Origin of the sequence: Henriciella sp. AS95 (assembly GCF_038900055.1) — a bacterium.
Lineage (GTDB): Bacteria > Pseudomonadota > Alphaproteobacteria > Caulobacterales > Hyphomonadaceae > Henriciella.
Genome location: NZ_JBBMQM010000001.1, coordinates 2,933,080 through 2,947,209, shown reverse-complemented (window position 1 = coordinate 2,947,209; position 14,130 = coordinate 2,933,080). Strand labels below are relative to the sequence as shown.

Annotated in this window: 12 protein-coding genes; 8 read left to right on the top strand and 4 right to left on the bottom strand. The window is 60.5% G+C overall.

Annotation, left to right across the window (positions count from 1 at the left end):
- Window positions 1-2: 2 nt before the first annotated feature.
- From WNY37_RS14290 to WNY37_RS14275, 4 genes are read right to left on the bottom strand one after another with little or no spacing between them, the layout of a single operon-like run.
- The gene (locus tag WNY37_RS14290; RefSeq protein ID WP_342974067.1) at window positions 3-1,217 is read right to left on the bottom strand and encodes a DUF1343 domain-containing protein; all 1,215 of its coding nucleotides are present in this window, start codon (window positions 1,215-1,217) and stop codon (window positions 3-5) included.
- Window positions 1,218-1,793 carry a DOMON-like domain-containing protein gene (locus WNY37_RS14285; protein ID WP_342974066.1) on the bottom strand — a complete coding sequence of 192 codons (576 nt, stop codon included), beginning with the start codon at window positions 1,791-1,793 and terminating at the stop codon, window positions 1,218-1,220.
- A 53-nt stretch (window positions 1,794-1,846) separates the two neighbouring features.
- Window positions 1,847-3,631, bottom strand: a complete 1,785-nt coding sequence (locus WNY37_RS14280) for a sodium:solute symporter family protein (RefSeq protein ID WP_342974065.1) — start codon at window positions 3,629-3,631, stop codon at window positions 1,847-1,849.
- A complete protein-coding gene (locus tag WNY37_RS14275) occupies window positions 3,631-3,906 on the bottom strand; it encodes a DUF4212 domain-containing protein (RefSeq protein WP_342974064.1) in 276 nt (91 codons plus the stop codon). Before WNY37_RS14275 ends, WNY37_RS14280 begins: the two co-directional genes overlap by 1 nt.
- 370 nt (window positions 3,907-4,276) lie before the next feature.
- Between WNY37_RS14275 and WNY37_RS14270 the strand changes: the two genes are divergently transcribed.
- From WNY37_RS14270 to WNY37_RS14235, 8 genes are all read left to right on the top strand, one after another.
- On the top strand, window positions 4,277-5,878 hold the full coding sequence (locus WNY37_RS14270; protein ID WP_342974063.1) for an EAL domain-containing protein: 1,602 nt from the start codon (window positions 4,277-4,279) through the stop codon (window positions 5,876-5,878).
- Window positions 5,875-6,636, top strand: coding sequence for a LysM domain-containing protein (locus tag WNY37_RS14265; RefSeq protein ID WP_342974062.1), 762 nt, complete (start codon window positions 5,875-5,877; stop codon window positions 6,634-6,636). The genes WNY37_RS14270 and WNY37_RS14265 overlap by 4 nt, the downstream gene beginning before the upstream one ends.
- Before the next feature lie 33 nt (window positions 6,637-6,669).
- Entirely contained in the window at window positions 6,670-8,373 is a 1,704-nt protein-coding gene (locus WNY37_RS14260; protein WP_342974061.1) for a protein kinase, read from the top strand.
- The gene (gene tagH, locus WNY37_RS14255; RefSeq protein WP_342974060.1) at window positions 8,370-9,419 is read left to right on the top strand and encodes a type VI secretion system-associated FHA domain protein TagH; all 1,050 of its coding nucleotides are present in this window, start codon (window positions 8,370-8,372) and stop codon (window positions 9,417-9,419) included. Before WNY37_RS14260 ends, tagH begins: the two co-directional genes overlap by 4 nt.
- On the top strand, window positions 9,416-10,195 hold the full coding sequence (locus tag WNY37_RS14250; RefSeq protein ID WP_342974059.1) for a protein phosphatase 2C domain-containing protein: 780 nt from the start codon (window positions 9,416-9,418) through the stop codon (window positions 10,193-10,195). The genes tagH and WNY37_RS14250 overlap by 4 nt, the downstream gene beginning before the upstream one ends.
- A gap of 188 nt (window positions 10,196-10,383) precedes the next feature.
- Window positions 10,384-10,893 carry a 2Fe-2S iron-sulfur cluster-binding protein gene (locus tag WNY37_RS14245; protein WP_342974058.1) on the top strand — a complete coding sequence of 170 codons (510 nt, stop codon included), beginning with the start codon at window positions 10,384-10,386 and terminating at the stop codon, window positions 10,891-10,893.
- Window positions 10,890-11,876, top strand: coding sequence for a xanthine dehydrogenase family protein subunit M (locus tag WNY37_RS14240; protein ID WP_342974057.1), 987 nt, complete (start codon window positions 10,890-10,892; stop codon window positions 11,874-11,876). Before WNY37_RS14245 ends, WNY37_RS14240 begins: the two co-directional genes overlap by 4 nt.
- Window positions 11,876-14,074 (top strand): xanthine dehydrogenase family protein molybdopterin-binding subunit, encoded by a 2,199-nt coding sequence (locus WNY37_RS14235; protein ID WP_342974056.1) that lies wholly within the window; start codon window positions 11,876-11,878, stop codon window positions 14,072-14,074. Before WNY37_RS14240 ends, WNY37_RS14235 begins: the two co-directional genes overlap by 1 nt.
- The last annotated feature ends 56 nt before the right edge of the window (window positions 14,075-14,130 follow it).

The following is a 14,130-nucleotide window of genomic DNA, read 5'->3' as shown; positions in this document are numbered from 1 at the left end:
GCTCAGGCCTTGTCATAGAGACTGAATTTGCGCTGAACCTCGCGCCATTCCTGCTCGTCCGGCTCGACCATGGCATCGAAATCGCCTGGTTTGGCTGACGGGTCATCCACCCATTTGCGGATAGCGTCGCCGCCATTGATGACGTCGAAGGCGAGTTTGTCATTCTCGTATTCATAGGGGAAATCGCGCCAGATATCGTAGCCGGGATAGAGCTTGCGGATGGCGTGAAGCGCGAGCAGCACGATGCGCCAGGGCTTGAAGGCGCTGTGATCATAGGCCGGGTCATCGGCATGGATCTGGAAGCCGTGGCAAAGCTGGTGCTGGTGTTTGTGAAAGGTCGGCTCGAACCAGCATTCGCGCAGGCGGCAGCCCTCGAGCCAGTGCGGCGCGATGTCGTGCATGAGGCCCAGGACCTGTTTTGCATCAATGTCCGGCGCGCCCATGATTTCCAAAGCCCGTGTCGTGCCGCGCGCTTCTGACAGGGTGGTGCCCTCGATCATCACCGTGCCGGCATAGGCGCGCGCCATGTTGACGGTCGGGGCGTTCGGGCTGGGATTGACCCAGGCGCGTTCGAGCTGCGGCCAGCCATAGCCGGGTGCTTCGTGTGGCTTCCAGCCGGTCATCTCGATGACGCGGTAATCGACGTCCAGCTTGTTATGGTCGATGAACCAGTGGCCGAGCTCACCGAGCGTCATGCCGTGGCGCATCGGCATTGGTCCGGCGCCGACAAAGCTCTCCCAGCCGGGCTTCAGGATCGAGCCCTCAACGGGGCGGCCCGCCGGGTTTGGCCGGTCGAGCACCCAGACGGCTTTGCCATGCTGGGCGGCCGCTTCGAGCACGTAGAGCAGCGTCGTGACGAAGGTATAGATGCGGCAGCCAAGATCCTGCAGGTCAATGAGGATGACGTCGAAGGTCGTCATCATCTGACCGGTAGGGCGGCGCACTTCGCCGTAAAGGCTGAAGACCGGGATATTGTAGAGCGGGTCGATGAAGTCTTCCGTCTCCACCATATTGTCCTGCTTGTCGCCCTTCAGGCCATGCTGGGGGCCGAAAGCGGCGGTGAGGTTGATGCCGTCCAGCCCGGCGAGGACGTCGAGACCGTGTTTGAGGTCATGCGTGACCGAGGCCGGATGGGCCAGCAGGGCAACGCGCTTGCCGTGAAGCGCTTTGCGAAGGCTCTCATCGTGCACCAGCCGATCCAAACCGAACATGACCATCTAGATGTCCTCTCCACGCCGCAGGCGCTGTTGAAACCCGTCTTTGTGGTGAAAATCGGGGCGTTCGGATGGATGGGCAAGCGCCCAGTAGCTGATCTGGCCTGAGCGGCTTTCAATCACGGCTGTCAGGCCCAGGCGGGCATGCTCAGGATCGAGGCTCATGCTGGCTGGCAGCGTGAAGGCGACCGTGAGGAATGCCGCGTCAGATTGGCGGCGCAGCTCGCAGCGTGAGACGTCGATGTCGCGGATCTCGGTGCGCCCGGATCTGTAGTCTTCGAAGCGGTAAGCGCACCATTCCTGTGACGGCGAAAAGTTGAATTCCAAGTACGCTGGGGAGTTATCGCTTCCGATGAAAAGCTCGAAACAGGTCGTTTGCCAGAGGCCGTCGACGAATGCCTGGGGGCGAAGATGCGGCCAGTGCAGCGATGGCATGTTACCGCCAAGCTCGAAAGCCACGTGCAGCCGGTTCTGGGGGTGCAGCACGGCGCTCGCCCGCAAGAGCTGAATGTCCGGGCAGGGTGCTGCCGGATGCGGTTTCAGAGCGTGCCAATCGGGCGAGCCAAGTGTTGAGTCCATAGCGGGCACGTTATTGTTCAAGCTCTAACGGGTCACCAACAAAGTTGCTGGCATCACTCTGCCGGCACGGGGCCCATGCCCTCATCAGCGACCCCATGCGCGGTTCGGGTGCCGGGCACGCGGATATCCTCAACCAGGTCCTGAATGTCCTGCGGCGGAGATTTGGTCAGCAAGGCAACGACGACCCCGACAGCCAGCGACAGGAACATGAAGATGAAGCCGATGCCTTCCGGACTGACGCCGAACCACCAATGCGTTGGGTCAGTGTCCACGAACTTGAAGTGCACGATGTATGAGAAGGTGGAGACGAGCCCCACCAGCATGCTGGCAATCGCGCCTTCCTTGTTGAACCGCTTCCAGAAGATGCCGAGCAGGATGACCGGGAACAGAGATGCGGCGGCCAGACCGAAGGCAAAGGCGACGACCTGCGCCACAAAAGCGAGTTTGGAGGAGTAGATGCCCATCAGGCCTGCGGCCATGACGGCGCCTGCGGCAGACACCCGCGCAATCCGCAGCTCGGTTGTGTCGGACATGTTCTTGAACAGGGTGCGCCGGCAAAGGTCGTGACTGATCGCCGATGAGATCACCATCAACAGGCCAGCGGCGGTCGACAGGGCTGCGGCGAGGCCGCCCGCGACCATCAGGCCGATCACCCATCCCGGCAGGCGCGCCATTTCCGGGCTGGCGAGCACCGAGATGTCGTTGCTGGCGTCCACTTCATTGGCAAGGCCGTCCGGGGCATTCGGGCCGCGTATCTGCATCTTGCCGTCATTGTTCTTGTCCTCGAAGCTCACCAGGCCGGTCGTTTCCCACCTCTTGAACCAGACGGGGACGGCTTTGCCGCCATCCGCTTCGATGCGCTCGACGGCGTCGGCGTATTCGGTGCCTTCGACGTATTCAGCGTCGTTGACTGTATCGATGATGTTGTACCGGGCGAAGGCGCCGACGGCGGGGGCGGTCGTGTAGAGCAAGGCGATGAAGACCAGAGCCCATCCCGCCGAATAGCGGGCTGCGCGGGCGTTCTTCACGGTGAAAAAGCGCACGATGACATGCGGAAGGCCGGCCGTGCCGAACATCAATGCGCCAGTGATCGCGAAGACATCCACCATGGATTTGGTTGTCGATGTGTATTCGGTGAAGCCAAGCGCGGTGACCGTCTCGTTCAGCTTTTCGAGCATGGAGATGTCTTCGCCCTTCATGTTCGCGACAAAGCCCAGTTGCGGCAACGGCATGCCGGTCAGCATCAATGAAATGAAGATTGCGGGAACGGTGTAGGCGAAAATCAGAACGCAATATTGCGCGACCTGCGTGTAGGTGACGCCCTTCATTCCGCCGAGCACGGCGTAAATGAAAACGATGGCCATGCCGACGAAAATGCCGGTGTTGAACTCCACGCCCAGAAAGCGGGAAAAGGCGATGCCGACCCCGGACATCTGGCCCGCAATATAGGTGAAGGAGACAAACAGCGCGCAGATCACCGCGATCACGCGCGCGGCCTGCGAATAGTAACGGTCACCGACGAAATCGGGCACGGTGAACTTGCCGAACTCACGCAGATAAGGCGCGAGCAACAGGGCCAGCAGGACGAAGCCGCCGGTCCAGCCCATGAGGTAGACAGAGCCGCCATAACCGAGCGCGGCGATAAGACCTGCCATCGAAAGGAAGCTCGCTGCAGACATCCAGTCAGCGGCGGTCGCCATGCCATTGATGGTGGGGTGGACGTCATGTCCGGCCACGTAAAAATCATCCGTGGACCCGGCGCGGGCCCAGATGGCGATGCCGATATAGGTGCCAAAGCTCAGGATAACGAAAAGGTATGTCCAGAAGGCCTGATCCATTACTTGTCCTCCTCGACGCCATACTTCTTACCGAGCCGGTTCATGGCGTGGCAGTAATAGAAGATGAGCGCGACGAAGACGTAGATTGCGCCTTGCTGGGCGAACCAGAAGCCGAGGGGCGCCCCGCCGATGGAGACCTGGTCGAGCACGTCCCGAAACAATATGCCGGCACCGTAGGAGACGGCGAACCAGATGGAGAGAAGAATAAGGACGAGTCGCACGGACGCTGCCCAGTATTTCCTGTGTCGTTCAGCCCGTTCACCGTCTTCTGACATGATTATTCCTCCCATTATTTTTGTTATGAGTGTTACCGGCATGGCACCGTGCGGCTCAAGCGGGAAATGAAAAGATGGGCTTTTGCCGGTCCTTGCGCTCCCCACGTCTCCTCTGCGCTGGAGCCCCGCTTTCGCATGGCTGCTTGGGCCAGTTATGTACCGCTGCGGGTGAAATGGGGCCGGGAAAACTCGCGAGAGGATGACGCCTATCTTTGGCAAGTTCTGAGCGCCGGTCGCGGGTCGACCAGTGCCCATCTGTATTGGTTATTGCAGAATGTGTTAATGCTATCATTGAGATTGACAGCAATCCTTAAGCGATAATTGACGGGGGTTGGTTAAGGCAGGCAGACGAGGTTTTGGAAGTCGTCGCGTGCCTGCAAGAAATCCTGATACTGACAGTCGTGTCAAACGCCGGACGCCCGAATTGCTATTCGGCTGTGTTGCGTTCGGCGCTGTCTTCGGCGTGCTGGGGCTTCTCACCCTGGCGATGACGGGTCCGTACCTGATCGTGGTCAGCCTGGTGCTTAGCGCGCTGGTGGCAGGGCTGACAACGGCGCTGGCCTGGCCAAAGGGGCAGGCATCCTCCAAAAAACTCTTTGGCTTGTTCGACGTTCATCGACACGCGCGGGCGGCGGATAATGAGGCCGGGGACCGATCCGAGTTCTCTGGCATGAAGCGACTGGTCTCGTTGCTCAGCGAAGAATTGCATCCTGACATGCCGCCAAAGCTCCTGGCGATCATTCGCATTGCAAATTACGACCGGATGGCCGCGATCAATGTGGCGCTGGCAGACATGTTTCTGGACGAGTTCGATGCCAGGCTTCAGCAGGCGCTGTCAAAGTCGAGAAGCCTTGCCCGCATTGAGCGCAACTGTTTCGCCATCTGGTTTGGTGGCCATGGAAGCGTGGACGAGGCGAAGTCAGAACTTCGCGCGCTGAGCTACGCCCTGACGCAGCAGTTTTCCGGGCCTGACACGCTCGTCGAGCCGGAGCTCAAGATTGCTTCGGTGGTCTCCTCCCAGCCGCCAGAGACGCCGGCAGAAATGATCAGCCGCGCGCTCGCCTCTCTCGTGCGCTTTGGCGCTGCTACGCCGGCCGCTGCAACCGATACGGGCAGCTTCAGGCAGGAAGAGCGCCGTCGTTTCACGCTGCAGCAGGATCTGGCGCGCGCGATCGACAATGGCGAGCTGAAACTTCGCTACCAGCCGCTTGTCGACACATCGCAGGCGCGCATCGTGGGCGCTGAAGCCTTGCTGCGATGGAATCATCCGCAGTTTGGCGTGGTGTCCCCAGCCGAATTCGTGCCGCTGCTCGAAGAAACCGGCCTGATGCATGATGTCGGCCTGTGGGTGCTGAACACCGCTTGCCGGCAGCTACGGGACTGGCGCGGCGCGGGATGGACCGACTTCAGGATGGCCGTCAACCTGTCTGCCCGGCAGCTGGAAAATGTCGATCTTGGCCGGATTATCATTCGCACCGTCCAGAACCATGGCCTGGCCCCCTCCAGTGTGGAGCTGGAGCTGACGGAAACGGCTGCGATGGAAGATGCTGCCCGCACGTTGAAACTGTTCACAAGCCTCAGGGACGCAGGACTCAACCTGTCAATCGACGACTTTGGGAGCGGGTATTCCAGTCTCAGCTATCTGAAGAACCTGCCCTTCAACAAGCTCAAGATCGACCGCGAATTTGTCACCGAGGTCGACAGGAACCAGTCCAGCCAGGCGATCTGCAAGGCTCTGATCGAGCTGACCTCAGGGCTTGGCATCACCGTTCTGGCCGAGGGGGTTGAGCGCCGCGAAGAAGTGCGGGCGCTCACAGCCATGGGATGCACCCACTTTCAGGGCTTTTACTTCGCCAAGCCTGTTGACCCCTTCGCCTTCGAAAATCTGTCCACCGATGAAGCCTGGCTGTCGAGCATGTGTTCGCCAGTCGCAGGCCTGCACCAACACCTGAAAAAACGTCTCTCGTCATGAAAAAAGCACTTCCATTACTCTTGGCCGTTACCCTGTTCAGCGTCGCCTGTACGCATAGTCCGGTTGCCGAAGATACCGCGGCGGTTGTTACTGTGCCCGAGCCAGAGGTCGAGGTTGCGAGCGTCGAAGAGCCAGTCGTTGAACCAACGAAACGGGAACGCGGCCAGCGCGTGATCGAATTGCTGAACCAGGGCAAGGAAGCGCCGGCCCTGGTCGAACTTGATGCGATGCTGGAGGCCGATCCTGAAGACAGCTTTGCCTTGAAGCTTCGCGAACAGGTGACCGCCGACCCCGTCGAATTGCTCGGCGAAACTTACACCATGCATTCGGTACAGCCGGGTGAGACCACGTCTGCCCTGGCCAAGACATTCCTTGGCGACTCCCTGATGTTTTACGCGCTGTCGCGATACAATCAGCTTGAAGCGCCGAACCGGTTGATGGCCGGGCAGGACATGAAAATTCCAGGTGAAGACGTACCGGCTGGCGATGTCGAGGAAGCCGTTGCCGAGCCTGTCGACGTGGTGCCATTGCAGATCGCCGAAGCTCCGGCGGATCGGGAGAAAAAGACGTCCATCGCGGATGCGGCAGCGGCCAATGCACTTCGCCTCAAGGCGTTGCAGCTTCTCAATTCCGGAGATTCAAGCGGGGCTTTGGCTCTGCTCCAGAGAGCGTCGGTGCTCGACGAGAACAATGAATACATTGCCGCTGACATGGCGAAAGCGGAACGCATCCACGCCGCACTGGGCGGACTACAATAGGTCGATGCTGTCAGAACGCAGGAGTAACGGGTCATGAAACGAGTTGGACGCTACGAAATTCAGGCGCGTATCGGGCAGGGTGCGATGGCCGAAGTGTATCGCGCTTACGATCCGAAAATCGACCGCGTTCTCGCCATCAAGGTTCTGAAACCGGAATATTGCGAAAACCCGGAATACGCGCAGCGCTTCCTTCGGGAGGCACGCGCGGCCGGGGCGCTGTCTCACCCGAACATCGTGACGATCTACGACGTCGGCGACGCGTCCGGGTACCCCTATATTGCCATGGAGCTGCTGGCTGGCGATTCCCTCGATAATGCGCTGCTCGCCCGAGGTGAGTTCAGTGTCAAAACCGTTATCAATATTGGCCTGCAACTGGCGGATGCGCTCAATTACGCGCACAGCATGGGCATCGTTCACCGCGACATCAAACCGTCGAACATCATCCTTTCCCAGGACGGCCGGTCGATCAAGATTCTCGACTTCGGCATCGCCCGCGTTGCGGAGGGCGGTCACTCAGATCAGGAAGGGGTGATGACCCAGGTTGGACAGGTCCTGGGTACGCCAAGATATATGAGCCCCGAACAAGCGCTCAGCCGCGAGCTGGATGGGCGCTCGGATCTGTTCTCTGTCGGCGCCGTGCTGTACGAGCTGCTGACCGGAAGGCCAGCCTTTGACGGGCCCGGCATTGCCACGCTTGCCGTACAGATCACTTCGCAGGACCCACCACCGCTCAGCCCGGATGGCAGCTGTCCGCGGGGACTGGAATTCATCGTGAAGAAACTGCTCGAAAAGAGGCCTGAACGCAGGTTTCTGAGCGGCGGCGCGCTTCTCGAGGCGCTGAAACGCGAACGGGAAAGCTTTGACTCCATCCACGCGGAGGGCCGCCGGCGGAGAGTTTCCTTGCAGACGCGCCTTACCCTGGCGGCCTGCGCCGTTTCGCTGGCATTTCTGGTCGCTGCCGGCACATTCGTCATCGGTCACCAGAACTCGACCTTGAAGAAGCTGGCGGTCACGTCGGGCTCTTCGATCGCGTCTTTTGTCGCGTCTCACACCGCCTTGCATGCGGTCGAAAATTCAGCGCTTCCGGAAGACTCGCAAGACTGGCTTCCGGTCCAGGCCTTCGTGAATTCTGCATCGAGCGACTCAAACGTCTCTGACCTGCGCGTCGTGGACCGCAATGGGGTGGTACGGGCCGCCTCCAATCCTCTGCTGGTTGGCAGCCGGGAGGAGCGCTCTGACGAGATTGAAGGGGCAGGAGATACGGTCACATCGATAGAGAACGCGGAAGGCGAACCGCTCTTCCAGTTTACGCATCCAATCGAATATGGCGGGCGCGAATTCGGCTTTGTCCAGGTGAGTATGCCAAAGGCGGAACTGCTCGCGGCATCGGGACATATGCGGAATATGCTCATCATTCTTGGCGTGCTTGTGGTCGCGATGGTCGGATGTCTCAGCTACGCTGCGGCCCGGACGTTGCTGCTGCCGCTACGTCGCCTGAAAACGGCGCTCAAGGATGCCGCCTCAGGAGGCGCAGACTTCCTGATTTCGCATCGCCGGCGCGATGAGTTTGGCGAACTCTATGACTGTTTCAATGCGTTTGCCGTGTCGATCCAGGCGCAGGAAAACACGCAGGATGGCAGCCGGCCCAATCCGGCGGAAACCGTGATCGAACCTCTGGATGATCAGTCGACGTCGCCAGGGGTTCTGGCTGCGAAACTGGCGGTGGTTGGCGAATGATTACGCTGAAACTCTATCATAGCAGTGACCCGGGCCGGCAGCTCGATTCCTACATCCTCGGCGATGGAGAAGTCACGATCGGCCGCGACCCGAAAGCGATCTGGGTCATCGAAGATCCCGACCTGCGAATCTCGCGGTACCACTGTGCGGTGCGTGCCAAAGATGGGGAGGTGATTGTTCGCGACACCAGTTCCAATGGTGTGTTCCTCGGACAGCATCGCCGCCGCATCGATCCGAGTTCAGAGATTGTCGTGCCGGCCGACGAGACCATTCATTTCGGTGATTTCTCGATCATGATTGATGTTGTCGATGCGAACCACGAGGCCGTTGGCGAGCGCGGTGCGGCTGACAAATTGCTCAGCGATGAAGTCTGTAACCCGGCGCCGAAAGAAACCGCTGACACGTGGAAAGCTGAACCTGTTCAGATCTGCAGTGATTTTGACCGTTCCGCAGCGAGCAACTTTGAAATCCTGGAAGCTTTCTGCGACGGCGCGCAGCTCGACCCGTCCTATTTTGCTGGCGAAATTCCAGCTGATGTCATGCGCCGGCTTGGGGCGATCTACCGACAGGTCGTTCTGGGCCTGGGCGAACTGATGAGTGAGCGTGCCGCGGCCAAGAGCGCGTATCGTCTGGACCGGACCACGATCAGCGCGACCGGAAACAATCCGTTGAAATGGGCCCCCACACAGCGCCTGGCCGTGGACCTGCTCAGCGAACGCACAGGCGAGTTTCTGAACGGCGCGGATGCGGTTGCAGAATGCTTCACGGATTTGAGAGAGCACTCAACCTGCCTCGCATCCGGCGCGCGGGAGGCGGTCACTGCGTTGCTCGAACACCTCGACCCCGATCGTGTTGAAGCCGATAGCAAAAAGCGTTCGGGCCTGTTTGCTGACAAGTCCGAAACGTCCTGGCGGTGTATGAAGCAGGCTTACAATGACCTTGCTGACGACCCGTTCAACAATCCCGATAGCGTGGTGAATCAGGCCTTCAAGCGCGGCTATGAGCGTCATGCGAGGGGACATTCGACGCCGGAGGCTGCCGAATGACCCAGCACATCAGGGATGAGCGTGTCACAGACACCGAAACGGCCACGGCATTTTACGTGCGCGGCGCGGCCCGCTCGCATAGCGGCCTGGTCCGGAAGCTGAACGAAGACAGCTATCTGCAAAGTCCTGAAACTGGATTGTGGGCTGTCGCCGATGGCATGGGCGGGCATGAAAGCGGCGATGTTGCCAGCTCGCTTATCGTGAACGAGCTGAGCGAGATTGCCGGTGCGCAAACCGCATATGATCTGCGCCGGTGGGTCGCCAGACGCCTTCACTGGGCAAATGATGAACTGGTGCGCATGGCGGCGAGCAGCGCGCGTGGATCGATGGGCGCGACCGTTGCTGTCCTGACGATGCACGGCACTCAATATTCCTGCACCTGGGCGGGCGACAGCCGCATCTATCTGATCCGGAATCAGCGGCTATACCGCCTGACGACCGATCACAGCCTCGTTCAGGCGCTGGTCTCTGCAGGCGAAATCACACTTTCCGAAGCGAGGGCGCATCCCCGGTCCAATGTGGTGACCCGCGCGATCGGCGCGAATGCGGACCTCGAGCTGGAGACGGTGAACGGCGAAATGCTGGACGGTGACAGGTTCCTTCTGTGTACGGATGGACTAACCAATGTGGTCGACGAAGGTCAGATCCTTTCGCTCGCGGTCAACGCAGATGTTTCAGCCGGGTGCGATGCCCTTGTAAGGGCCGCGCTGTCGAACGGCGCGCCGGATAATGTGACGGTGATCCTCACGGATGTTGGCAAAACCGTTCGTCGCTAAGCGTTCGAAGTCATCCTCCCCATGCGGACGCCTCAGAGACGGTGTCTGCTGACAAGTCTCGCCAGATCGACTCTATCTTGACCCGGCCGGGAACGCGTTAAGCACCAGCACATTACTTGTGTAGGAGTCCGCCCTCACATCGTCCGCTGTCGAGGCCGCCGGATATCCGACACTTTGCCGGAGGCCCCATGCAGAAAACCGTTCTCGAGATTAACCAGACCCGCCACGAAGTGGAGGCCGACCCCCGGACCACGCTGCTTGACGCGTTGCGACATCATCTTGGGCTGACGGGAACGAAGAAAGGGTGCGATCACGGACAGTGTGGTGCCTGTACTGTTCTTGTGAACGGACGGCGCATCAATAGCTGCCTCACGCTTGCCTGCATGCATGATGGCGACGAGATCACCACGATCGAAGGACTAGGCGGGCCCGATAATCTTTCACCGATGCAGGGCGCCTTTGTCCGCCATGACGGGTTTCAGTGTGGCTATTGTACGCCGGGTCAGATCTGTTCGGCGACGGCGATGCTTGAGGAGATCAAGGATGGCTGGCCGAGCCATGTGACCGACGATGTCGAGACAGCGCCGAAGCTCTCGCGCGACGAGATCGCTGAACGGATGAGCGGCAATATCTGCCGGTGCTCTGCCTATCCGAACATCGTGCGGGCGATCATGGAAGTCGCGGAGGCGGATCAATGAGGCCGTTTACCTATTCGCGCGCCGAGGACGAAGGCGCCGCCGCAGAGGCCGCTGCGGGCGGCGCGACATTCATTGCCGGTGGCACCAATCTGCTCGACCTCATGAAGCTTGAAGTGATGACGCCGGAGGCCCTGGTCGACATCAACCGGCTGGACCTCAATACGATCTCGCAGACAGAGGACGGCGGTTTGCGCATCGGGGCGCTCGTCACCAATAGCGATTGCGCTGCCGACCCGCGCGTGCGAGCCGATTACGCGGTACTGGCGAAGGCCATCCTTGCCGGCGCCAGCGGCCAGCTGCGCAACAAGGCGACGACCGGCGGCAATCTCTGCCAGCGAACGCGATGCTATTATTTCTATGACACGGCGATGGCCTGCAACAAGCGCGAGCCGGGAAGCGGCTGCGGCGCGATTGGCGGGGTGAACCGTCTGCATGCGATCCTCGGCGCCAGTGACCAGTGCATCGCGACCTATCCGGGCGACATGGCGGTCGCGCTTGCTGCGCTCGATGCGGACGTCGAAATCCGGTCATCCGACGGCAGCGAGAAAACCGTTCCGGTCACGGAGTTTCATCGCCTTCCAGGTGATATGCCGGAGAAGGACAATATTCTCGAAAGCGGCGATCTCATCACGGCCGTAACCCTTCCGCCCAAGCCGGGCGGCACGCACGTTTACAGAAAGGTGCGTGACCGCTCGTCCTATGCGTTCGCGCTCGTTTCTGTCGCGGCCATTGCCAGGATGGACGCCGGCAAGATTTCGGACATCCGCCTCGCCTTTGGCGGCATTGCTCACAAGCCTTGGCGCGATCCGGCTGTCGAAGACATCCTCAAAGGCGAAGCACCGTCCGACGCGCTGTTCGAGAAAGCCGCTGACATCCTTCTGAAGGATGCCGAGGGGCAGGGCAGCAATGATTTCAAAATTCCGCTGGCGCGCCGCACCCTTACTGCCGTGCTGCGCCAGGCAACCGGCTCAGGAGCCAGCTGATGACCAATAAATTCGAAATGAACCAGCCGGTCGTGGAGCTGAAGCTTGATCGTATGAAGCAGGGCCTTGTCGGCTCTTCCATGGACCGGCCTGAGGGGAAGCTGAAAGTCAGTGGCACGGCCACCTATGCGCACGAGTGGAAACTCGATAATTGCGCGTTCGGCTTTTTGGTGCGCTCGCGCCAGCCTAGAGCGAAAGTGACCGCGATTGGCCGCGACGCTGTCATGGATATGCCGGGGGTCCTCGGCGTCTATGATGATGAACGGCTGATCCGTAATCCGGCGCAGGGCATGGCGGATGAAGCGCCGGTGCAGGGGCCGGATGAAGTCTTTTATCTCGGCCAGCCGATCGCGCTTGTCGTGGCTGAAACCTTCGAACAGGCCCGCCACGCAGCCGAAGCGCTTGAGGTGACCTATTCGGCGCTTGATGACGCGGTGTTCGACCCGGAAGAGGCCGAGATCGCCGAGGATGACCAGGGCCGCAACAGTCTGGAGCAGGGCCATATCGAAGCCGCCATGTCGAATGCGGCTTATACCGTGGACGAGATTTTCCGCACGCCGGGACATAACAGTGCGGCGATGGAGCCGCATTGCTCGATTGCTGAATGGGAGGGTGACAAGCTGACCCTGCGCGGCAGCTATCAGATGCTGAAATTCAACCGCAATGAGCTCGCCGACTCGCTGGGCATTGAGCCTGAAAATGTGCGGATCCTGTCGCCCTATGTCGGCGGCGGATTTGGTTCGAAACTGGGTATTTCGCCTGAGGCTGTGTCTGCCGCCATTGCCGCAAAGGCGCTTGGCCGGCCTGTCTGTGTGACGCTGTCGCGCCAGCAGGTTTTCGACATGGTGATGCGGCGGTCTGAAACGCGTCAGCGACTACGCCTTGCCTGCGATGATAGCGGCAAACTGACAGCCATCGGGCACGAGGCGCTGGTCTCCAATCTGCCGGGTGAAGGCTTCGCCGAGCCGGTCGTTCAGGCGACGCATTTTCTCTATGGGGGTGAGAACCGCAAACTCGGCATAGACGTCGCGCGCGTGAACCGCATGTGCGCCGGCTCTGTCCGCGCGCCGGGCGAGGCGGTCGGCATGCAGGTGCTTGAGAACGCCATGGACGAACTCGCCGAAAAGGTGGGGATCGATCCGGTCGAGTTTCGAAAGCGCAACATCCCGGAAAGACATCCGGAAAAAGGTATTCCGTACGCCTCGCGCAAGCTGCACGAGGCGCTCGATGAGGGCGCGAAGCGCTTTGGTTGGGATAAGCGGACCGCCAAACCACGCCAGACCCGTGAGGGCGAATGGCTGATCGGCACAGGCATGGCGACGGCCACACGGGTCAATATGCTGATGGAGTCGCAGGCGCGGGTGACGTTGAAGGCGGATGGCTCAGCGGTCGTCGAAACGGACATGACCGATATCGGCACCGGCACCTATGCCATCCTGACGCAGATCGCGGGCGACATGCTTGGCTTGCCGGCCGACCGGGTCGAGACGAAGCTGGGCGATACGGATATGCCGCCGTCGTCCGGTTCCGGCGGCTCGTTCGGGGCCAGTTCGAGCGGCTCAGCCGTCTTTCTGGCCTGCGAGGACATCCGCACGCAGATCGCGCAGAAACTCCAGGCCGACGAAGAAGACCTCGCCTTCGAGAATGGCGAGGTGAAAAACGGCGATGAGACGCACAGTCTGGCCGGTCTTCTGGATGGCAAAGCCATCGTCGCAGAAGGTCATATCGTGCCGGGCGAGACCGGTGAGACGGTGAGCCAGGGCACATATGGGGCGTTCTTTGCCGAGGTGGCCGTCAATGAAGTCACCGGCGAGACGCGCGTTCGCCGCCTGCATGGGACGTTCGATGCGGGACGGATCCTCAATCAGAAGACCGCGACCTCGCAATGCTATGGCGGTCTGGTCTGGGGCATCGGCATCGCGCTGACAGAAGAGCTGATGTTCGACAATCGCGACGGGCATATCGCCAATCGCGACCTCGCCGAATATCATTTGCCGGTCAATCTGGATGTGCCGGATCTCGATGTGGTGCTCCTGGAGGAGCGTGACCCTTGGGCCTCGCCCATTCAGGCCAAGGGCATTGGCGAGCTCAGCATTTGCGGTGCGGCGGCGGCGATCACCAATGCCATGTACAATGCAACCGGCGTGCGGTTCCGCGACTATCCGGCGACGCTGGACAAGGTGATCAGCGCCATCTGATCTTCTGCTTTGTGGTGTGGGGAAGCGGCGCGCGCCACAGCGCTGGACGTTATCGC